The following is a 20,594-nucleotide window of genomic DNA, read 5'->3' as shown; positions in this document are numbered from 1 at the left end:
AGCCACGCGCTATATGTGTGAATCGCCGTTATTGGAAGGCAAACGCTTTCGTTATAACAAATCTACAGTAACGCGCCGAACCCCACCGCAGCAATAATTCAATACGACTTGCGCTGTTATGAAAATAGCAGCGCAATCTTTCCGCCAGATCAAGTGAATAAATGACAATGAAACATGCGATTGATCCCAAAATTGACTGCGTTTTTAAGGCGCTGTTGGGTTCTGACTCCAATCAAGCTCTTTTGATTCATTTCCTCAACGCGATATTGGGCGAGGAATTAAAAACTCCAGTTGTTGGAGTAACCATTATTAACCCTTATAACGAGCGCGAATTTCTCAGCGATAAACTCAGCATCGTGGATGTCAAAGCGCGTGATGCGGCGGGTTGTTTATATCAGGTAGAAATTCAACTGTTGACGCATCCTGATTTATTAGGGCGGATTTTTTATACTTGGGCAGATTTATATTCCAGCCAATTGCAAAATGGCGATCAATACGACCTGCTGAAACCGACGTATTCAATTTGGCTGCTCGGTGAAAATTTACTGCGTGATACAGCGGAATATGCCCACAACTTTTGTATGCGCGATGTAAACGGCTGGAGTTGTTTTAATGCTGGCAGCGTGTGGTTATTAGAACTGAATAAGTTTGATGTTGGTCAGATTGACAATGAACAACAGCGGTGGCTCAAGTTTTTCAAAGACGGTGAGCAATTAGATACAGAATTGCTGCCGTCATGGATGGAAACGACCGAGATGAGGCAAGCGATGACTACTTTAAGAACCTTTTCTGAAAAGGAACAGGCTTATCATGTGTATCAAGCGCGTCAAAATTATTTGCGGGTACAGCGCAGCATTCAAATTGAAATGGATAAATTGCGTACTGGACAAGAATTGGCGTTAGCGCGTGAAGCAGCAGCATTGGCTGAGAGTGAACGAGAACGCTTGGCTAAAGAATCGGCATTAGCTGAGAGTGAACAGGAACGATTGGCTAAAGAATCGGCGTTACAACGTGAAGCAGCAGCATTGGCTGAACTGGCGCAACTCAAAGCGCAATTAGCTGGCAACGCTCAAAAAGAATAACCTGCAATTGCGCTGTTATAAACTAGCAGCGCAATCTTTCCGCCAGATCAAGTGAATTATTATAATGCAAAATGCGATGCTGTGTTAATGGATATTGCGCAAATGACGAATAGCAGCTTTGGCATTTTCTTGAACCTGTAATATGCCAAGCAATTCGCGCCGCAATTCCGCTTCACGTTGATTGAGTTGCGCCAGCGTTTCTTGAAGCTGCGCTTGGCGATCTTCATCGCCCGGCGTCGCTAACGCAATTGCAGCATCTTGGCGATCATTAAATACCAGACTTAAATTGGCATTAACAACCCGCTCGCGCTGTCTGAATTCACGATCAACGGCAACCAACGCATTGATATGCTGCTGGCGTTGGCGCACTGCGAATAACGGTGATTTTAATTCGGGTGGAATAACAACAGGCGGCGGTGGCGCGGGTAATGGCGGCGGAATGGTAATGACAGGCGCGGCGGGCGCAGTGAGTTCTTGTTTGACTTGTTGCCAAGGAAAAGCAGCGCCGGGGTCTTGTTTACGTTTAATGCGTTGTTTGCCGCAATCTAGCCATGAATCATCCAATTCAGCATGAGATTTGAGTGCCGCAGCAGTTAGTTGATAACGCGGCAATAGTTCGCGCAATAAGGCAATTAATGCCGTGATTTGTGCCGCAGCAAATTGATCGTGCCCGTCGCCGTCGTTAATCAATTCGATGCCGATAGAATTGGCGTTATGACCGCGCACATGATGGGCAATTTGTTGTTCTGGCACCATGCGCACTACGTCGCCATTGCGATCAATAATGTAATGAATGCTGATGCGGTGTTGATTGTCGGTGAAATACTGAGTGATGCCCGCGAGAGTGCCGCTGCGAAAACTGCGTTTCGCATTGCAATCGGGACCGCCGGTGGCATGAATAACGATCTGTTGAATGGGAGCGGTACGCGCTGACCCAGCAATGGGCGCGGTTTGTAATGCGGCAGCAGGAGTGGCGAGATTCGCTATTATTATAACGATTGCGGTGAGTATTTTGGACATTTTAGGAATGACGCCGGGGTCAATAAAGACAAATGGATATTCAATGATCCGCTTGCGCCATTCCTAATGTGATGAATAGGGATTTATGATTCATAAGACACGACTGGCGCGGCAACAACGCGATTGGAACCGCCACGTTTAGCGGCATACAACGCTAAATCTGCTTGATGATATAACGTGTCCAAATCAATGCCGTATTGCGGAATAATCCCCGTCTGCGCGACCGCTGCGAGCGTTTCGGCAGTGGGCGGATGGGGCAGCAATGAGGCGACGATCTGGCGCATTTCTTGGGCGCAGCCGCGTGCATTGAATAAATCAGTGTGAACGCTGTTCGGCTCCGCGTCGCCGTCTGTCGCCAGCGGCGTGGACATCAGGGTGCCGCCCTGAATGCTGGCCACGCCAATGCTGATGCTCGGCTGCACCACCGCGCCGTTCGGGGCGATGAGTTCCAATTGATGAACCCGTTGGCGAATCCGCTCGGCGCAATTCACCGCTTCGGTCAGATCGGAATGCGGCAGCAATACTACGAATTCATCTCCGCCCAGCCGCACACATAAATCCGCCGTCCGCGTCATCTCGCGCAGCGTTTCTGCGATGCCACAGAGCATCGTGTCGCCAAACGGATGCCCAAAGCGGTCGTTGACCGTTTTGAAATGATCCAAATCCATCACCAGCATCGACACCGAATGTTGATAACGGAAACTATCCGCCAGCCATTGCGTGCCCTGCGCCGCCAACGCCCGCCGATTGCCCAATCCCGTCAACGGATCGCGCTCAAGCTGTTGATTGGTTTGATGAAGCTGGAGCGCATTGCTCAACGCTGACGCCGCCAACCCCAGCAAACTTTCAATCCGCTGCTGGTCATGTTCAGAAAAGCGCCGCCCGCGCATGAGCGTCAAGGTGCCCATGCCGCGCTCATTCAACGTCAACGCATATTCCAAACGATGGCGATCCGGTTTGCCGCCCGCCCGCGCAAATCCCGATTCAGCGTGGTGATATTCCCAGCCGCTGTGCGCAACCAGATCGTAAAGAAAGCGGCTGAGAGTGTTGAGCACCCGATCCAACTCCAGCGACGCCGACATCGCCTGTAAAAACGCGACCGGTTCCACAGACTCGGGCGGTTGCCGCGTCGGTGGGTGCGAAGACACCAGCGTGAGTGGCGAGGTATCAGCGGGACTGGTTGAATTCATGGACGTTTCTCCAAAATCTGCATCTGCTGTTGTGATTTGCAAAAGCTGCGCCAAGGCAGTCAAGTCGCTTGACAAGTCGGCTGGCGCGTTAAAAGTGACGGCTTTTTGGCAGTCGCGCCAGCAACGCCGCAGTCAGATTGACGGATCACTGTCACCTTCACCGCTTGCGACCGCACCGCCAGCGGCGGACAATCCAATAATCATGCTGCGCCAGCCGCGTACTGTTCACGCATCTGCTTTATTTTCATAGGATTTTTATCATGCACACCGTGCTCGGTTTGGCCGCCTTGCTGCGCCGTTATCTCAGCGGTGAAGACCTGACTCCGCTGGGGCAGCGTTTGCTGGAACAGGCTGCCGCCCAACCTCCCGCTGCCAGCGCACTCCTCGATGCCGCGCTCATCATGCAGTTTTACGGCAAACCCACGCTGGCACTTGAACTCCAAACTGAGGCGCTGCGCGACTGCCGTCATTACTGCATTCCCGCCGCGCTGCCGGTCAGATTGCGTGTGCTCATGCTGGTTGCGCCCGGCGCGATGATGGCGAATGTGCCGTTGGAATGCTTGCTAGAACAAGCAGATATAGAATTGCATCTGTATTACGTCAGCGCCGATCCGCTGCCGCCCGAAGCGCTGCCGCCGCACGACCTGTTATTTGTGGCAATTGGTGAATCGACGGTGAATCAACCGCTGCTGGCAGCTTGGCAGGAACCGTTGGCGCACTGGCCGGTGCCGGTGCTGAACCTGCCGCAGCAGATCGCGCAAACCGCCCGCGACACCGCCGCGCAGCGGTTGCACAACTTGCCGGGCGTCCTGATGCCGCTAACGTGGCGGGTGGAGCGCCCGCTGCTGGCGCAACTCGCCGCCGGTGTCACTCCGGCGACGTGCCAACTGCCGGAATTGACTTGGCCGGTGCTGGTGCGACCGGTCGATTCTCACGCCGGACACGCGCTCACGCTCACGCCGGATGCGGCTGCGCTCGCTGCGCAACTGCCGAATCTGCCGGGCGAGCATTTTTTTATCGCGCCTTTTATTGATTACCGCAGCGCCGACGGACTATTTCGCAAATATCGCGTGGTGCTGATTGGCGGGCAGCCGTTCGGGGTTCACATGGGAATTTCGAGCGCGTGGATGATTCATTATCTCAACGCAGGCATGGCGGATGATGCGGCGAAACGCGCCGAAGAAGCCGCGTTCTTGGGCAACTTTGCTGACTTCGCCCAGCGCCATGACGCCGCGCTGCGAGCCATTCACGAGCGGATGGAGCTGGACTATCTCGGCATCGACTGCGCCGAGCTGCCAGACGGACGGCTGCTGATTTTCGAGGTTGATCCAGCAATGGTCGTGCATTCCTTTGATCCCATTGATCTTTATCCATACAAACAACCGGCAATGCAGCACATTTTCACCGCCTTTCGCGCCCTGCTGTTGACAGCGGCAGCGGGAGCGACGCGATGATGAATCAATTGAATTTTTCTGGTGGCCCCGGCGTTTTGCCGGCAGCGGTGCTGGCGCAGACACAGCAGGCGCTGGCGGCAGTGCCGGAAGTCGGTTTATCGGTATTAGGCATCAGTCATCGCTCGGATTGGTTCGCCGAAGTGATTGCAGAAACCGAGCGCAATTTCCAAACGCTATTGAATTTGCCACCGAGTCACGCCGTGTTATTTTTACAAGGCGGCGCGAGTTTACAATTCTCGATGATTCCGATGTTATTACTGCGCCAACGCCAACAAACAGCGGACTATTTATGCACCGGCTATTGGAGCAGCAAAGCGATTCCACCGGCACAATTAGAAGGTGACGTGCGGATTATTTGGAATGGACAACCCAGCGGGTTTCATCATTTACCCACGCCCGCAGAACTCACTTTTAATCCTGAAGCTGCATATTTGCATTATGTGTCGAATGAAACGGTTGAAGGATTGCAATTCCACGACGTGCTGGGGCTTGATAGCGTGATACGGGTGTGCGATATGTCATCCGACATGCTGTCCCGCCCAATTGATGTCGAACGGTTTGATTTGATTTATGCGCACGCCCAAAAGAATCTCGGCCCGGCGGGAGTGACTGTAGTCATTATTCGGCGTTCATTGCTTGAACATGCGCCCAACAATTTACCAGAAATGCTTGATTATCGGGCGCATCTTGCCGCGCATTCAATTTATAACACGCCGCCGGTATTTGCTATTTATGTCACCTTATTGGTGACGCGCTGGCTATTAAACGAGATTGGCGGTTTAGCACAAATGGACGCGCTCAATCAGCACAAAGCAGCGGTGCTGTATCGCGTCATTGATGAGAGTGCGGGGTTTTATTGCGGCTGGGCAACGGTGGCAGCGCAGCGGTCGTTAATGAACGTCACCTTTACGTTGCCGAATGCGGAATTAAACACTGAATTCTTACGCCAAGCTACGGCGCGGGGCTTGAGTGGTTTAACGGGGCATCGTTCACTCGGCGGTATTCGCGCTTCCATTTATAACGCCATGACCATTGAAGCGGTCATGGCGTTAAGTAATTTTATGCGAGAATTTGCGCGGCGTTAATACGCCACCACTGCCTCAGAATGATGAGGCTTTGCGCAACATTTCTGGAATCGCATCCCAACCAGATTTAATCTCGCGCAACAACCCAATCACCTCATCCAATGCCCCCAGTTCATTGCGGGCATTCCCCTGTACCAAGCGCCGCATCATGTAATCATAGAGCGCGTCTAAATTCTCCGCTAATTCTGGATTTTTAGAATGATCGAGCGTGTTTTGTAAACCGCCGATAATTGCAAGTGCTTGACCAATTTTTTCACCTTTCATTGGCACATTGCCATGCTCCATCGCGCCCCGCGCTACAGCAATGCGTTCTAATGCGCCCTCAAATAACATTTGCGTCAACCGATGCGGATCAGCAACATTCACCTCAGCGAGAGAACCGGCTTGTCGATATTGATTGAGTTCTTTACGCGCCGCATACATGAGTGAGTACTCCAAAATGAGTTGTGACAGTGAACGGTTTATTCGACCATTGCAATAATGGTCGTGCTTAAAAAATGAGTTTTAGTGCTTGCTCTACAGGAATTTGCCGCACAATCTGTTGTCGTTTTGCATCCACCACCGTCGTGGTCACCAGCCCCGTATCCGCATTAAATTGAAACACCAATTTTCTTTGGCGATTTTGTAAAAATGTGCGGATTGAATGCACGCCATTTTGAACAGAAGTTGGCGAAAATGGCAATACATCATCACCAACGGTTGTCATCTTAATTTCAGGTGATATTGGCGCTGTGGCGGCTAAATTGAATGATCCGAGCACAGCATGTTCATTATGCAGTGGCGCACGATGCAAGCACTGTTCTAATGACACTGTTTTTGTCGTTAAAGATTGGTTCAGATCCGTCATCGCCCACCTCAGTATTCAGCAGTAGCAGGTCGCCGCCTGTTGTGGCAAAAGTAACGGCGTGGGCGTTCATTTCTTGAGTGCGCACGCGCATCGTTGCGTCAACTGGTTGTTAAATAACGTGATTTAGCGCGTCAACTCCGGTGCAGCGGGCGGCGTTAGCACCGCCAACGTCGCGTCGGGGCGGTGCGCACGCGTGCTGATCTGCCGCCGCCACGCCCGCGCCCCGGGCTGCCCCTGAAACAAACCCAATAAATGGCGCGTCAACGCATTGAGCGGCACCCCGGCTGCAAGTTGCTGTTCTGCATAGGGTAAAAAGTTCGCCACCACCGCCTCTCGTGTCAATGCAGGTGCTGCGGCATTAAAAATAACGCGATCAGCATCAGCAAGCAGCCACGGATTGTGATAAGCCGCCCGCCCAATCATTACTCCATCGTATTGAGTAAGCAATTCAGCCGCCGCAGTGAATGTCTCTATGCCCCCATTGAGCACAAAAGTTTGGGTGGGAAAATCACTTTTCAATTGCGCTACCACATCATAGCGCAACGGTGGTACTGCACGATTATCTTTAGGACTCAACCCTTTTAACCAGGCTTTGCGGGCATGAATAATAAACGCATCCGTACCCGCGTCAATGAGGGCACCAATAAAATCAACCAATTCTGCATAGCTGTCGCGGTCATCAATACCAATGCGGGTTTTCACTGTCACGGGAAGCGTTACAGCATCTTTCATTGCAGCAATACACGCAGCAACCAATTGTGGTTCTGCCATTAAACAGGCACCAAAACGTCCATTTTGCACCCGTTCTGACGGGCAACCCACATTCAAATTTAATTCGTCATAGTTCCAAGCTGCGCCAATTTTTGCACAACGCGCTAATTCATTTGGATGAGAGCCAGCAAGTTGCAATGCTAAAGGATGCTCGCTGGGATCAAATTGCAAAAATCGCTGGCAATCACCATGCAAAAGCGCACCAGTCGTCACCATTTCTGAATAGAGCAACGTATGGCGCGTCAACAGCCGCACAAAATAACGATAATGGCGATCTGTCCAATCCAACATTGGCGCTACTGATAAGCGCCGATTGAGTGGTGCGGTAACAATTGTTGCAGGAGTTGTCATTAGTGGTAATGTCATTGTGATTTACAAAATACTCAAATAGAATCGCTAACTATGGCACACTGTGCTGCAATCAATACCGCGTCACTGAGGCAACTGTATATGCGCAATTTTCGTTTTTCTCAGCCTTTAGACCTCGAACACGGCTGCGTAGACATGAGTCATGGCGCGGGTGGACGGGCAATGGCGCAATTAATTGCTGAAGTATTTCATCATCATTTACAGAATGAATGGTTAGCGCAAAACAATGATCAGGCACTTTTTCAACCACCTGCTGGGCGGCTTGTGATGAGTACCGATGGTCATGTCATTACACCATTATTTTTTCCCGGTGGCGATATTGGTTGCCTGTCGGTGCATGGCACCATTAACGATGTTGCAATGGCAGGCGCACGTCCGTTGTATCTCGCTGCCGGATTTATTTTAGAAGAAGGTTTACCGCTGCGCGAATTGGTGCGAATTGTGACCAGTATGGCGCAAGCGGCACAAGCAGCCGGAGTGCCAATTATTACCGGTGATACAAAAGTTGTTGAACGCGGCAAAGGCGATGGAATTTTTATTACCACCACTGGTATTGGCGTGGTGCCTGCTGGTATTACCATTGCCGGCGATTGCGCCCGCCCCGGTGATCGCATTCTCATTAACGGTGATATTGGTGCTCATGGTGTTGCCGTATTATCGCAACGTGAACATCTTGGATTTACAACCACCATTCAATCTGATACGGCAGCATTACATGATTTAGTGGCAACGATGGTTGCAGCGGTACCCGAATTACATTGTTTGCGTGATCCAACCCGCGGGGGTTTAGCAACGACGCTCAATGAATTAGCGCAACAATCTGGCGTAGGAATGCGTTTATTTGAAGCAGCAATTCCAATTTCAAGCGCCGTTGCTGCTGCCTGTGAATTATTAGGATTAGACCCGCTGTATAGCGCCAATGAAGGCAAATTAGTCGCTATTTGTCCCGCTGCCCAAGCCGAAAAACTCTTAATGACCATGCAAGCACATCCTTTAGGTCGTGCTGCTGCAATAATTGGTGAAGTGATTGAAGATGCCCAACAGTTTGTACAACTAGAAACAGCATTTGGCAGCACGCGCATGATTGCTTGGCCAGTTGGTGAACAATTACCGCGTATTTGTTAATGCTGCGGCGTAAATAAACGCCGGATTTCATTTTCTAAAGCACTTAATCGCACTGGTTTAGAGACATAACCATCCATGCCAGCGGCAAAACAACGCTCCCGATCTTCCTGCATCGCATTAGCGGTCATAGCAATAATGGGTAAATGACCGCTGTGATGCGCTGCTTCATTTTCCCGAATATGCAGCGTTGCCGTCACGCCATCCATTTCTGGCATTTCCATATCCATTAACACCAACACATATTGAGCGGCTGCCAATTGTTGTAATGCTACAACGCCATTATCAGCAAAATCATAATTCAAATCCAAGCGTTTTAACATTGCGCCTGCTAATTTTTGATTCACATGATTATCATCAACTAATAACACCTTACCATTAAGCAATTGCGCTAACGGCACTTGTGAATACACTGATGGTGAATGAGAAATGAGATGTTCTGGCAATGACGGCGCGGCGACTAAAGGCAAACCAAAGCGAAAGACACTCCCGACACCCACTTGGCTACTGACTTCAATGTTGCCGCCCATCGCCTCAATTAATTCTTTTGAAATTAACAAACCCAATCCAGTGCCACCGAATTTGCGGGTAATGGAATCATCAGCTTGACTAAACGGTTTAAATAAGCGCGTCAACACTTCTGGCCGCATTCCAATACCACTATCCTGCACACTAAACACAATTAACTGTTGCTCCGTAGTGACGCAAAGACGTACTGTTCCCTGCTCGGTAAACTTCACTGCATTGATGAGTAAGTTAATTAAAATTTGACGCAAGCGCGTTGGATCACCAAGCACGACCTGCGGCACTTCAGGCGCAACCGTAGCGATAAAATCTAAACCTTTGATATGTGCGCGATCACCAACAATTGTTTTCACTGAATCAATTGCTGCTGCTAAATCAAACGCAATAGATTCTAACGTTAAACTTCCCGCTTCAATTTTGGCGTGATCAAGCACTGCATTGATGAGCTCCATCAAATGCTTTCCCGAATTACCGATGAGCGTGACATAGTTTTTGTGTGATAACGATAAGGGTTCTGCTTCGAGTAATTCCGCAAAGCCAATAATCGCATTTAATGGAGTGCGCAACTCGTGGCTCATGCGGGATACAAATTCAGATTTTGCACGACTGGCGCGTTCAGCCGCATCCTTAGCAGTACGCATTTCATTTAAGGTTTCGGCAAGTTTTTGATTCGCTTGTCTAATGCGGGTTAAAAATAACCACACTGCGGCGCTAGTGAGCATAATCACTAAAAGTACCAATAATATCTCCACCCATTTAAGGCGTGTACTTTGGAGTTCTAGTGCTGCTTCTAACTGCTGTAACTTGGCGCTGCTATCAAAAAACAAGCGGTTGGCGTTTTCATTCAACCGTTCAAAATACGGCGGAATATGTTTAAGAAATACATCAATGGTAATATGTACTTCAAAAAAAGCACTGCGATCATCTTGTTCTTGCGTATTCCAGCTTTGCGTTAATAACACCTCAAGCTCTTGTGTTTTTGCAGCAAGTTGATCAAGAAGTGGTGTTAGTTCAATCAATTCCATCACATACTGTTTGGAAGTAGGTTCTGGATAATAAGTGACCTCACGCACCATATCATCGCGCCCCTCTAAATTGAGGGATACGCGCCGCACCACACTCCCACCATCTTTCAATATCATTAAATCATGGCGCAACTTATCTAACTGCAAATCAATTGCTAGTTTGATGCGCTTTAATCCCGCTATATTGGGGGTTGACGCTAACTGATATAAGTTTTTTTCAATGCCGTTGATGCTGCGTATAATCTCTTCACCAATAAACAAGCGAGCGCGTTCATTGGCACTATGTGCGCTAATTTCTGCCTGAAAATCTGCAAAAATAACCCGCAAACTGAGAAGTAGAATTAAACATAACATGAACAATCCAAACAACCAGCGAATCGACGTACTCGTCACATGAACTGCCGCTGTGGTGACGGTTGGCGCAGGCAACGCCACTGGTTGTTTGGAATCTGAATGCGAACGATCCATGACTCAAATCACTCCTAAAGTGAGTTATTGATCAATCAAGGTTTGATTATCAAGAAAGCCATGTTTGCGAAAAATTGCTTGCCCCTCTTTGCCCGCTGTAAACTGCATAAAGCGGCGGGTTTGTTCTGGATATTTTGCACTGTTTAATTGGATCAATAACAAGGCTTGTGGTTTTGCTAACTGCTGATCAAGATCAATAACCTCAAGCAGCGCCGCATTTTCAGGAAAATAACCGGTTGCCCGCCAACTCAAGGTCACATCTGCTTCTTGCTTTTTCATCGCATTTAATAAACTGCGCGAATCAGGAGCAAGAAAAGCGGCAGCATGAATCACTTTAGAATAGATGCCAAGTGCATCTAAAATCGTTTTTGATTCCTGTCCTACGCTGCCAGATTCAGCGTTACCAATAATTGCAATCACATCTTTACGCAACAGTTCATGTGGCGTTGCTTTGATCTGTTTCGGATTACCTTTTTGCACCATCAACGCCATTTGATTATAGCCAACGGTTACGAAATCACCCAATAACCCTTCGGCTTGATGTTTGTCACGATAACTCGGCTCACCGGGCAAATACCATTCGCCTACGCCACTCTTTTTGGCGGATTGATATAAATCTTCGGAACCACCCTGCGCAATGGTTATTTTTACCGCTTCTTGCTGTTCAAACCGCTGGGCAATTTCAGTCATTGGACGTATCATGGTGATGCCGCAATACAATAACAATTCTGGCACTTTATCTGCTGCCAGCGCGAGGTTGCACTGCACACAAATCAACAGAGCAATACTCAATTTTTGCAAAAAGGAGTTCATGTGTTATCGCCTATGCGTGAGATGAAAAAAGTAAGGTTTGCGATGTCAACAAAAGTTGTGATAGTTTGCACAGCGCCCGGATGATAATCCTTGACCTCCATGAGGACAAGACTTCACCTTCATTCACTGCGATGCTATCGCTCTCGCACCAGTACGCACTTCTTTTTATTAGGAACCATTTTCCCATGACCGAACCACAAAAAATTATTCTTGATGCGTTTGAACGTCGCGCCGACATCACGCCGCGCACGGTAGAGACGCATGTCCGTGATGCGGTGCAAGATACCATTGAGCGTTTAGATCGCGGCATGTTGCGGGTTGCGGAAAAGCGCGATGAGACTTGGGTTGTAAATGAGTGGATTAAAAAAGCAGTGCTGCTGTCATTTCGTATTGAAGATAATTGGTCTATGAAAGGCGGCTTTACCAATTATTATGACAAGGTTGCTTCTAAATATGCGGATACCAATTCGCGTGAATTCCGCGATGCTGGAGTACGCATTGTCCCGCCTGCTACTGCGCGTAAAGGCGCTTATATTGCGCCGAGCTGCGTGTTAATGCCGTCCTATGTCAATATCGGTGCCTATGTTGATTCAGGTACGATGGTTGATACCTGGGCGACGGTTGGTTCCTGTGCGCAGATTGGAAAAAATGTGCATTTATCTGGTGGTGTGGGAATTGGTGGCGTATTAGAACCGGTGCAGGCGGCACCTACTATTATTGAAGACAATTGTTTTATTGGGGCACGATCGGAAATTGTAGAAGGAGTGATTGTCGGTGCTGGCGCGGTCATTTCAATGGGCGTTTATATTGGGCAAAGTACCAAAATTTATAATCGGATGACCGGTGAAGTGACCTATGGGCGGGTGCCAGCGGGAGCAGTGGTGGTTTCTGGTAATTTGCCCGCTGCAGATGGTTCGCATAGTCTGTATTGCGCCGTGATTATTAAACAGGTCGATGAAAAAACCCGCAGCAAGGTCGGCATTAACGAATTGCTACGCGATATTTAAGCAATCCGGTTTAGCACCAGCAAGACGCGATAAAAAACCTTTTCTTGCTAGGAAAGGTTTTTTTAATGCTGTTGTTACAATACAGCGGCATCTTCTTGAGGGTAGACGCGCACTAACATAATGCGCGGGCCATTCATTTTTTTCACCACCACATCGAATTTTTCAAAACGAATCCGCTGCCCTTCTTCTGGTAAATCGCCCAGTTGCTGCAAAATTAAACCGCCAACAGAATCCGCCGTCGTTTCCTCAATATCAATGCCCAGCGCCCGCTCTAAAGTGAAAATCGACAAGCTCCCTTTTCCCATTAAAGTGCCGTCATCTAATTTCATCCATTCGTTTTGTGATTGGCGAAATTCATCACGAATTTCTCCCACCAGCGCCCCCAATAAATTATCCAAAGTAATAAAGCCTAATGGATGTTTGTCTTGATAGGCGACGACTGCAAAATGAGGGGCACCTTGGCGAAAGCGCCGTAATAATTCACTCGCCGGTAAATTGGGTGATACGGTGAGCACGGGACGCGCTAAATGATCTAACGTGGTTAATGGTTCTGCTTGATGAAGTGCAAAAAAAACGTCTTTCAAATGAATCACCGCTTCAACTTGCTCTTTGGCATTCAAATACGGATAGCGGCTGTAACGGTGTTGCACCATGCGGTCTAAGTTCGTTTCCAAGTCATTGGCTTTGTATAGCACAATCGCTTCTCGAAAAGGGCGCATTAAATCGGCAACTTCTAAATTACGAAAATCCAGTGCTTGCGCCAGCGCCCGCCATTCGTCACTGGTATATTGCTCATTCGCCCGCGATGCCCGCAAAATGACTTTGAGTTCTTCGGTAGAATAATGCACATCGTGGTGATGCGCATTCTCTAAATGCAGCGTTTTTAATAGCCAATTTGAGCTGTGGTTGAGCATCCAAATGAGCGGATACATGAGCCAATAAAACCCATATAGCGGCGCGGCAGTTAGTATCCCAACCCGATCTGGAAAGCGAATGGCAATTGATTTTGGTGCTAATTCACCGACCACAATATGCAAATAAGAAATTACAAAAAACGCAAAAGAAAACGCGATGGTATGCACCAGATGTTCATTATCAACGCCTAATGCAATCAGCAGCGGACGCAGCAGTTGTGCAAAGGCGGGTTCACCGATCCATCCCAAGCCTAATGATGCCAGCGTAATCCCTAATTGACACGCGGATAAATAGGTATCCAGTTGTTGATGAACGCGAATGAGGATGCGCCCGCGCCAGCCGCGATTTTTTGCAATTGCTTTGACGCGAGTTTGGCGTAATTTTACCAAACCGAATTCGGCGGCGACAAAAAAACCATTGAGCAGGACTAATAAAAACGCAACGACAACTAACAATAGGTTATGTTCCATCATCATTGCTCTAGGCGCGTGGCAATTGATGGTGACAGCGGGTGCTGCGGTATTCAATTGCCAATTGTATTACAGCATTTTCAATCATTTTCATTCGTTAATGCTTCCAGTCATGTGATCAAAACGAGCAAACGTCATACTAAATTGTCCCCGTCCTTGGGTCAGGCTGCGCAGCGTGGTCGTATAGCCCAGCAATGACGCCAGCGCCGCTTCCACTCGCAAGGTGACATCGCCGCCGGTGCTGCTGGTGTGTTGAATCAGCGCCCGTCGCGCCTGCAAATCGCCCAGCACTGCGCCGACATTCATCTCCGGCACGATCACTTCCACCTGCATCACCGGCTGCATCAGCACCGGCGCGGCGGCAGCTAACGCATGGCGCAACGCCTTTGCCACCGCTGCCGCCACCGCTTCGGCAGTCGAACTCGCGCCAAATAATTCGATCTCGTCAACCCGCACCGCGACATCTAACACCGGTGCGCCTTGCAACGCGCCAGCGGCTAATCCGCTGTGCAGCGCCGCGATCAGGGCTTGCCGTTGCGCCGCGCTCAATTCTGCGCCAGCAGGCAGCAGACGCGGCTGCACCAGTTGTTGTTCACCGCTCCCACGCGGCAACGGCGTCACCGTTACCACCGCTCGCGCCATTAAATCAGGCTGGCGCGGATCGGGATGCGGCGGCGGTGCAAACAGTCCTTCTGCCGTCGCGGTCTGGCGAATGGTTTCGCGCAGCGCCACTGCCGGACGTCCACTGCGCACCTGCACCCCAAACTCCCGTTCTAACCGCTCCAACACGATCTGCAAATGCAATTCGCCCATGCCGCGCAGCACGCGCTGTCCCGTGTCCGGGTCTTCCTCCAGCCGCAGCGTCGGATCTTCTTGCAGCACTTTATCCAACACTTCTAACAGTTTATCGGTATCCGTGCTGCCGCTGGGTTCAATCGCCAAACCGAGCACGGGCGTATAAGTGGCGATCCGTTCTAAGTGCAGCACCTGCTCCGGAGCGCACAGCGTGTCGCCGGTAGCGGCAAACCGCAGCCCAGCCAACAGCACGATTTGCCCGGCTTCGGCGTGATCGAGCTTGGTTTTTTTACCGGCATCGACCGCAAACAGCCGCGCTACCTGTTCCTGTTGCAAGCGACCGTCGCGGCGCTGAAAGACCACCGGATCGCCGGGTTTGAGCGTACCGCGATAAAGCCGCGCAAACACATGCCGCCGTCCGTCCCACAGTTGCACCTTGAACGCCAGCGCCACCAGTGCGCCTTTGGCAGACAGCGGCAGCGGGTGCTGACTGCCATCCGGCAAGGTCGCCAACGTCGGAGGACGATCCAACGGTGCCGGTAAAAACTCCACGACGCCATCCAGCAGCGGCTGCACGCCGAGATTGCGTAAGGCGCTGCCGCCATAACAGGGACACAGTTGTCCGCGCAAGGTGCCGATGCGCAACGCAGCGCGGAGTGCGGCCGCACTCGGTTCTGCGCCAGCGAGCACCTGCTCTGCCAGCACGTCGTCCATTTCCGCTGCCGCCAACAACAGACTTTCTCGTAAATCAGCCACTTGCGCCCACAGCGCCGCCGGGCACGGTTCAGAATGCACTTCAGCGCCCTGTTCACCATCAAAATGCAGCAGCGTGCGTTCCAACAAATCAATCACGCCCGCACCGTCTGGCAGCGGCACCGTCAGCGGCACCGGTTCGATGTGCAGCCGCTGTTTGATCGCCGCCAACGTTCGCCGCAAATCTGCGCCGGGGCGATCCATTTTGTTGATGAAAAACAACGCGGGCAATTGAAATTGTGACCGCTGCCGCCACACCGTTTCCGTTTGCGGCTCCACCCCGCGCACGCCATCCAGCACCACTACGCACCCGTCCAGCACCCGCATGGCGCGTTCGACCTCAATGGTAAAATCGACGTGTCCGGGCGTGTCTACTAATTGCAACAGATGGTTGCGCCAAGGCGCTTGTGTGACCGCAGCGGTGATGGTGATGCCGTGCCGCTGCTCTTCGGCGAGATAATCCATGTGCGCGGCACCGTCGTGAACTTCGCCGATTTTGTAGGAAGCGCCGGTATAAAACAGGATGCGCTCAGTAAGCGTGGTTTTGCCGGCGTCAACGTGAGCAACGATGCCAATATGACGAACGTGTGATAATTGCGCGGAGGTGTTCATTGCTGTCAACGCTTCCCAATAAATAAACGCTCAATTCAATTCGGAAACATCCTTGGTTATGGCGAATTATTCACCACTCCGCCTCAGCATTTGTCATGGACGCCTGCTTGATCCTGCTAACGGCATTGATTGCGTCACCGATCTTCATCTCGCTGATGGGCGCGTGCTCGCGGTCGGGGCGACGCCAGCGGAGTTTCAACCCGAGCGCGTGATTGATGCCAGTGGCTTGATCGTGTGTCCGGGCTTGATTGATTTATGTGCCCGTTTGCGTGAGCCGGGTCACGAGCACAAAGCAACCATCGCCAGCGAAACCCGCGCTGCCGCTGCTTCTGGCATCACGACGCTGTGTTGTCCACCAGATACACATCCGGTGCTTGATACGCCAGCGGTTGCCCAACTGGTGCAGCAACTCGCCAAACGCGCTGGTTATGCGCGAGTGCTTCCGGCGGGCGCGATGACGCAAGGGCTGGCGGGAAACAAGATCACGGAAATGGCGGCGTTGAAACGCGCTGGCTGTCCGGTGTTGAGTCAGGCACAGCAGCCGGTGCGCAACGCGCAGGTGCAGCGCCGGGCGTTGGAATATGCGGCAACTTTTGGGCTGACGGTATTTTTGCATCCGTGCGATCCCGATCTGTGTGAAGGCGGCTGTGTTCACGAGGGGCGCGTGAGTACGCGCTTGGGGCTGCCCGGTATTCCCGAAGCGGCAGAAACTGTCGCCATTGCGCGGGATTTGGCGCTGGCAGAACAGACGGGAGCGCGGATTCATTTTCGTGGGTTATCAACCGCTCGCGGGGTGGCGATGCTGACGGAAGCGAGGCAGCGCGGGGTTCGCGCCAGCGGCGATGTCAACATTCATCAATTGTTTTTAACTGAGGAAGCGGTGGCGACCTTTGATGCCAATTGCCACCTGATTCCGCCCTTGCGCACTGCCGCAGATCGGGCGGCGCTGCGGCACGCGGTGGCGACGGGTGATCTCAGCGCGATCTGCTCGGATCATCAACCGCACGATGCGGATGCCAAGCTCGCGCCCTTTCCCGAAACGGCTCCGGGGATATCAGCATTGGAAACGTTATTGCCGCTGGCGCTGCGGCTGGTGGAACTGGGCGAGGTGGAATTGCTGCCGCTGCTGGCGCGACTCACCAGCGGCCCGGCGGACATTCTGGGGCGCACGCTCGGCCAACTCACGCTCGGCGCACCAGCGGATGTCTGTTTATTTGATCCAGCGGAGGTGTGGACGCCGACGGCAGCGACGCTGATCAGTCGCGGGCATCATTCGCCCTTTTTGGGGCTGGAACTGCGCGGGCGCGTCATCGGAACCATCTTGGGTGGGCGCGTGGTTTTTGAACAACCGCGCTTGAAATCGCTGTCAAATCTCCAACAGTGAATTCAAACAATTGAGCGCAGGCAATGCACTTTGAATTGCCTGCATGAATACGCGCAATGGCAGACAACAAAAAAGCTGATAACTTTGGTTATCAGCTTTTTAATTCGGTAGCGGGGGCAGGATTTGAACCTACGACCTTCGGGTTATGAGCCCGACGAGCTGCCTGACTGCTCCACCCCGCAATTGAAGAATGAATACTAAACACCTCAGCGCCTGATTGCAAGCCTTAAATCGCAATCCCGTTGGCGAGCGCGGTAAACAGTGCGATTCAATTGAGCCACTGCGCCGATTTTGGTAGCTTGACCACAGCTGTCGGGCAAACGCCCGTGACCTATTTTTTGAAGTCTGTTGCTTATGACCAAGTTCATTTTTATCACTGGCGGCGTGGTGTCCTCGCTGGGCAAAGGCATTGCCTCTGCCTCACTGGCCGCCTTGCTTGAAGCACGCGGCTTGCGCGTGACCATGATCAAGCTCGATCCGTACATCAACGTCGATCCCGGCACCATGAGTCCGTTTCAACACGGCGAGGTGTACGTCACCGACGACGGCGCGGAAACCGATCTTGATCTCGGTCATTACGAGCGTTTTTTGCGCACCCGCATGGGACGTAATAACAATTTCACCACCGGGCAGATTTATGAAAGCGTGATCCGCAAAGAGCGGCACGGCGATTATCTCGGCCGCACCGTGCAGGTGATTCCACACATCACCGACGAGATCAAACACTGCATCCGGCTGGGCGCAGAAGGCGCAGATGTGGCGATGGTGGAAATTGGTGGCACCGTCGGCGACATCGAATCGCTGCCGTTTTTGGAGGCGATTCGGCAAATGCGCGTCGAGGAGCGGCGCGAGAACGTGCTGTTTATGCACCTGACGCTCGTGCCGTATATCCACACCGCCGGCGAAATCAAAACTAAACCGACTCAGCACTCGGTCAAAGAACTGCGTTCCATCGGCATTCAGCCCGACATCTTGCTCTGTCGCTCCGAACGCGCTCTGCCCGATGAGGAGCGGCGCAAGATCGCGCTGTTCACCAACGTAGCGGAAAACGCGGTCATTTCCGCCGTTGACGCCGACAACATTTATCGCATTCCGCGCCTGCTCCACGCGCAGCAACTTGACGATCTCGTCGTCACGCAGTTCCGGCTCGACGTGCCCGCTGCCGATTTGAGCGAATGGGATCGCGTGTTAGCCGGGTTTGACCACCCGCGCCAGCAAGTGCGTATCGGCATGGTGGGAAAATATATGCACCTGACCGAGGCCTACAAATCGCTGTCGGAGGCGCTCGCTCACGCCGGCGTTCACACCGATACCAAGGTCGAGATTTTGTATCTCGATGCCGAAGAAATTGAACAACAGGGCACTGCTGCGTTGCAGGGTTTAGATGCGATTCTGGTGCCCGGCGGCTTTGGCGAGCGCGGGATTGACGGCAAGATCGCTGCCGCGCAATTTGCCCGTGAGCAGCGGATTCCGTATCTCGGCATCTGTCTGGGAATGCAGATTGCGGTGATTGAATACGCCCGCCATCTCGCCGGTTTGGAGGACGCGCACAGCACTGAATTTGACCGCGATACGCCGCATCCGGTGATTGCGCTGATCACGGAATGGCGCGACGAGCGCGGCAAGCTGGAGACGCGCAGCGCCAGCGACGATCTTGGCGGCACGATGCGCCTCGGTGGACAAAACAGTCGGCTTGAGCCGGGCAGTTTGGCGCGGAAGGTGTACGGCACGGCGCAAATCCGCGAGCGCCATCGTCATCGCTATGAATTCAACAATCGTTATCTCAACGCGATGAAAGATGCGGGGATGCGGTTTTCGGGCTGGTCGCTGGATAACAAACTGGTTGAAATTATTGAAATTCCCGATCATCCGTGGTTCATCGCTTGCCAATTCCACCCCGAATTCACCTCCACGCCGCGTGATGGCCATCCGCTGTTTCGTGGCTTCGTGCGGGCGGCGCTGGCGCAGCGTGAACGCAGCGGAGTGCCAAGCGCATGATGTCCTTGCTGAATTTTGAAGTCGGCAGTGATCGCCCGCTGTTTTTGATCGCCGGTCCGTGCGTGTTGGAAAGCGCGGCGCTGGCGCAAGACACCGCTGGTGCTCTCAAAGAGCTGACCACCGCGCTTGGCATTCCGTTCATTTATAAATCCTCGTTTGATAAAGCCAACCGCTCGGCAGGCGCGAGCTTTCGCGGCTTGGGCATCGACGCGGGGTTGCAGATTTTGGCGGACGTGCGCGAGAAAATCGGCGTGCCGGTGCTGACTGATGTTCACGAAGACACGCCGTTGGCGGAGGTCGCAGCGGTGGTGGACGTGCTGCAAACGCCCGCGTTTTTGTGTCGCCAAACCAATTTCATCCGCGCTGTTGCCAGTCAGGGCAAGCCGGTCAATCTCAAAAAAGGGCAATTTCTCGCGCCGGGCGATATGCGCCACGTTGTCGATAAAGCGCGGGCGACTGGCAATCAGCAGCTCATGGTGTGCGAGCGCGGATTTTCGTTTGGATATAACAACTTGGTGGCGGATATGCGCTCGCTGGCAATCCTGCGCGAGACCGGCTGCCCGGTGGTGTTTGATGCGACGCATTCGGTGCAATTGCCGGGCGGTGCGGGTACGCAGTCCGGTGGTCAGCGCGAATTTGTGCCGGTGCTGGCGCGAGCGGCAGTGGCGGTGGGCATTGCCGGCATTTTTATGGAAACCCATCCCACTCCTGAGCTGGCGCTGAGTGATGGCGCAAATTCTTGGCCGCTGGCGCAACTGCGCGAGTTGTTGGAAATGCTGCTGGCAATTGATCGGGTAGTGAAAGTGCGCGACGGCAGCGGCGTGGTTTAGCGAGCCATCATCAACACGTTGCTGGGTTCATAACAGTTGGTCATAAGGTATGATAATAG

At 52.1% G+C, this 20,594-nt stretch carries 18 protein-coding genes and 1 tRNA gene; 9 read left to right on the top strand and 10 right to left on the bottom strand.

What is annotated here, in order from left to right; all coding sequences use genetic code 11:
* Positions 1–167 precede the first annotated feature (167 nt).
* Positions 168–1,082: an Rpn family recombination-promoting nuclease/putative transposase gene (locus CKO12_RS06625; RefSeq protein WP_200153958.1), complete on the top strand. Its 915-nt coding sequence runs from the start codon at positions 168–170 to the stop codon at positions 1,080–1,082.
* A gap of 84 nt (positions 1,083–1,166) precedes the next feature.
* Here CKO12_RS06625 and CKO12_RS06620 read toward each other — a convergent pair whose 3' ends face one another.
* Both CKO12_RS06620 and CKO12_RS06615 read right to left on the bottom strand, forming a co-directional pair.
* On the bottom strand, positions 1,167–2,102 hold the full coding sequence (locus CKO12_RS06620) for an N-acetylmuramoyl-L-alanine amidase (RefSeq protein WP_200153957.1): 936 nt from the start codon (positions 2,100–2,102) through the stop codon (positions 1,167–1,169).
* 83 nt (positions 2,103–2,185) lie between these two features.
* Positions 2,186–3,292, bottom strand: a complete 1,107-nt coding sequence (locus CKO12_RS06615; protein WP_200153956.1) for a GGDEF domain-containing protein — start codon at positions 3,290–3,292, stop codon at positions 2,186–2,188.
* Between CKO12_RS06615 and CKO12_RS06610 the strand changes: the two genes are divergently transcribed.
* The 3 genes from CKO12_RS06610 to CKO12_RS06600 are packed head-to-tail and all read left to right on the top strand — an operon-like array spanning position 3,291 to position 5,831.
* On the top strand, positions 3,291–3,542 hold the full coding sequence (locus tag CKO12_RS06610; RefSeq protein ID WP_200153955.1) for a hypothetical protein: 252 nt from the start codon (positions 3,291–3,293) through the stop codon (positions 3,540–3,542). The two genes, CKO12_RS06615 and CKO12_RS06610, sit on opposite strands and share 2 nt — an antisense overlap.
* 10 nt (positions 3,543–3,552) lie before the next feature.
* Positions 3,553–4,746 carry an ATP-grasp domain-containing protein gene (locus CKO12_RS06605; protein ID WP_200153954.1) on the top strand — a complete coding sequence of 398 codons (1,194 nt, stop codon included), beginning with the start codon at positions 3,553–3,555 and terminating at the stop codon, positions 4,744–4,746.
* A complete protein-coding gene (locus CKO12_RS06600; RefSeq protein ID WP_242466240.1) occupies positions 4,743–5,831 on the top strand; it encodes a phosphoserine transaminase in 1,089 nt (362 codons plus the stop codon). Before CKO12_RS06605 ends, CKO12_RS06600 begins: the two co-directional genes overlap by 4 nt.
* Before the next feature lie 15 nt (positions 5,832–5,846).
* Here CKO12_RS06600 and fliS read toward each other — a convergent pair whose 3' ends face one another.
* The 3 genes from fliS to dusA form a co-directional block, all read right to left on the bottom strand.
* Positions 5,847–6,254, bottom strand: a complete 408-nt coding sequence (fliS, locus tag CKO12_RS06595; protein WP_200153952.1) for a flagellar export chaperone FliS — start codon at positions 6,252–6,254, stop codon at positions 5,847–5,849.
* Between the two features lie 67 nt (positions 6,255–6,321).
* Positions 6,322–6,537: a flagellar protein FlaG gene (locus tag CKO12_RS06590; protein WP_200153951.1), complete on the bottom strand. Its 216-nt coding sequence runs from the start codon at positions 6,535–6,537 to the stop codon at positions 6,322–6,324.
* Between the two features lie 264 nt (positions 6,538–6,801).
* On the bottom strand, positions 6,802–7,800 hold the full coding sequence (gene dusA, locus CKO12_RS06585) for a tRNA dihydrouridine(20/20a) synthase DusA (RefSeq protein WP_200153961.1): 999 nt from the start codon (positions 7,798–7,800) through the stop codon (positions 6,802–6,804).
* Positions 7,801–7,899: 99 nt separating this feature from the next.
* Between dusA and hypE the strand changes: the two genes are divergently transcribed.
* Complete coding sequence (hypE, locus tag CKO12_RS06580; RefSeq protein ID WP_200153950.1) at positions 7,900–8,943, top strand: hydrogenase expression/formation protein HypE; 1,044 nt, start codon at positions 7,900–7,902, stop codon at positions 8,941–8,943.
* Here hypE and CKO12_RS06575 read toward each other — a convergent pair.
* Positions 8,940–10,958 (bottom strand): ATP-binding protein, encoded by a 2,019-nt coding sequence (locus CKO12_RS06575; protein WP_200153949.1) that lies wholly within the window; start codon positions 10,956–10,958, stop codon positions 8,940–8,942. The two genes, hypE and CKO12_RS06575, sit on opposite strands and share 4 nt — an antisense overlap.
* A 24-nt stretch (positions 10,959–10,982) precedes the next feature.
* Entirely contained in the window at positions 10,983–11,771 is a 789-nt protein-coding gene (locus tag CKO12_RS06570; RefSeq protein ID WP_200153948.1) for a substrate-binding domain-containing protein, read from the bottom strand.
* 185 nt (positions 11,772–11,956) lie between these two features.
* On the opposite strand from CKO12_RS06570, the gene dapD reads away from it, so the two are divergent.
* Positions 11,957–12,778 carry a 2,3,4,5-tetrahydropyridine-2,6-dicarboxylate N-succinyltransferase gene (gene dapD, locus CKO12_RS06565; RefSeq protein WP_200153947.1) on the top strand — a complete coding sequence of 274 codons (822 nt, stop codon included), beginning with the start codon at positions 11,957–11,959 and terminating at the stop codon, positions 12,776–12,778.
* A gap of 74 nt (positions 12,779–12,852) precedes the next feature.
* On the opposite strand, the gene CKO12_RS06560 is transcribed toward dapD, so the two are convergent.
* Both CKO12_RS06560 and CKO12_RS06555 read right to left on the bottom strand, forming a co-directional pair.
* The gene (locus CKO12_RS06560) at positions 12,853–14,169 is read right to left on the bottom strand and encodes a hemolysin family protein (RefSeq protein ID WP_207146290.1); all 1,317 of its coding nucleotides are present in this window, start codon (positions 14,167–14,169) and stop codon (positions 12,853–12,855) included.
* A gap of 84 nt (positions 14,170–14,253) precedes the next feature.
* On the bottom strand, positions 14,254–16,323 hold the full coding sequence (locus CKO12_RS06555) for an elongation factor G (protein ID WP_200153945.1): 2,070 nt from the start codon (positions 16,321–16,323) through the stop codon (positions 14,254–14,256).
* A gap of 58 nt (positions 16,324–16,381) precedes the next feature.
* Here CKO12_RS06555 and CKO12_RS06550 point away from each other — a divergent pair, with 58 nt between their 5' ends.
* A complete protein-coding gene (locus CKO12_RS06550; RefSeq protein WP_200153944.1) occupies positions 16,382–17,707 on the top strand; it encodes a dihydroorotase in 1,326 nt (441 codons plus the stop codon).
* Between the two features lie 108 nt (positions 17,708–17,815).
* Here the strand turns inward: CKO12_RS06550 and CKO12_RS06545 are convergent.
* Positions 17,816–17,889: transfer RNA gene (locus CKO12_RS06545), tRNA-Met, on the bottom strand.
* A gap of 172 nt (positions 17,890–18,061) precedes the next feature.
* On the opposite strand from CKO12_RS06545, the gene CKO12_RS06540 reads away from it, so the two are divergent.
* Positions 18,062–19,705 (top strand): CTP synthase, encoded by a 1,644-nt coding sequence (locus CKO12_RS06540; protein ID WP_200153943.1) that lies wholly within the window; start codon positions 18,062–18,064, stop codon positions 19,703–19,705.
* Positions 19,702–20,535 (top strand): 3-deoxy-8-phosphooctulonate synthase, encoded by an 834-nt coding sequence (gene kdsA, locus CKO12_RS06535; RefSeq protein ID WP_200153942.1) that lies wholly within the window; start codon positions 19,702–19,704, stop codon positions 20,533–20,535. Before CKO12_RS06540 ends, kdsA begins: the two co-directional genes overlap by 4 nt.
* The last annotated feature ends 59 nt before the right edge of the window (positions 20,536–20,594 follow it).

The sequence above is a fragment of the Chromatium okenii genome (assembly GCF_016583745.1).
Lineage (GTDB): Bacteria > Pseudomonadota > Gammaproteobacteria > Chromatiales > Chromatiaceae > Chromatium > Chromatium okenii.
This window is presented reverse-complemented; position numbering and strand designations above follow the sequence as displayed.

Excerpts from the sequence above, each read along its gene's own strand:
- CKO12_RS06540 (WP_200153943.1), top strand. The coding sequence starts at position 18,062 with ATGACCAAGTTCATTTTTATCACTGGCGGCGTGGTGTCCTCGCTGGGC.
- CKO12_RS06610 (WP_200153955.1), top strand. The coding sequence starts at position 3,291 with ATGGACGTTTCTCCAAAATCTGCATCTGCTGTTGTGATTTGCAAAAGC.
- CKO12_RS06625 (WP_200153958.1), top strand. The coding sequence starts at position 168 with ATGAAACATGCGATTGATCCCAAAATTGACTGCGTTTTTAAGGCGCTG.
- CKO12_RS06600 (WP_242466240.1), top strand. The coding sequence starts at position 4,743 with ATGATGAATCAATTGAATTTTTCTGGTGGCCCCGGCGTTTTGCCGGCA.
- CKO12_RS06550 (WP_200153944.1), top strand. The coding sequence starts at position 16,382 with ATGGCGAATTATTCACCACTCCGCCTCAGCATTTGTCATGGACGCCTG.
- CKO12_RS06615 (WP_200153956.1), bottom strand. The coding sequence starts at position 3,292 with ATGAATTCAACCAGTCCCGCTGATACCTCGCCACTCACGCTGGTGTCT.
- CKO12_RS06560 (WP_207146290.1), bottom strand. The coding sequence starts at position 14,169 with ATGATGATGGAACATAACCTATTGTTAGTTGTCGTTGCGTTTTTATTA.
- kdsA (WP_200153942.1), top strand. The coding sequence starts at position 19,702 with ATGATGTCCTTGCTGAATTTTGAAGTCGGCAGTGATCGCCCGCTGTTT.
- CKO12_RS06605 (WP_200153954.1), top strand. The coding sequence starts at position 3,553 with ATGCACACCGTGCTCGGTTTGGCCGCCTTGCTGCGCCGTTATCTCAGC.
- CKO12_RS06570 (WP_200153948.1), bottom strand. The coding sequence starts at position 11,771 with ATGAACTCCTTTTTGCAAAAATTGAGTATTGCTCTGTTGATTTGTGTG.
- CKO12_RS06555 (WP_200153945.1), bottom strand. The coding sequence starts at position 16,323 with ATGAACACCTCCGCGCAATTATCACACGTTCGTCATATTGGCATCGTT.
- dusA (WP_200153961.1), bottom strand. The coding sequence starts at position 7,800 with ATGACAACTCCTGCAACAATTGTTACCGCACCACTCAATCGGCGCTTA.
- dapD (WP_200153947.1), top strand. The coding sequence starts at position 11,957 with ATGACCGAACCACAAAAAATTATTCTTGATGCGTTTGAACGTCGCGCC.
- CKO12_RS06620 (WP_200153957.1), bottom strand. The coding sequence starts at position 2,102 with ATGTCCAAAATACTCACCGCAATCGTTATAATAATAGCGAATCTCGCC.
- CKO12_RS06575 (WP_200153949.1), bottom strand. The coding sequence starts at position 10,958 with ATGGATCGTTCGCATTCAGATTCCAAACAACCAGTGGCGTTGCCTGCG.
- fliS (WP_200153952.1), bottom strand. The coding sequence starts at position 6,254 with ATGTATGCGGCGCGTAAAGAACTCAATCAATATCGACAAGCCGGTTCT.
- hypE (WP_200153950.1), top strand. The coding sequence starts at position 7,900 with ATGCGCAATTTTCGTTTTTCTCAGCCTTTAGACCTCGAACACGGCTGC.
- CKO12_RS06590 (WP_200153951.1), bottom strand. The coding sequence starts at position 6,537 with ATGACAACCGTTGGTGATGATGTATTGCCATTTTCGCCAACTTCTGTT.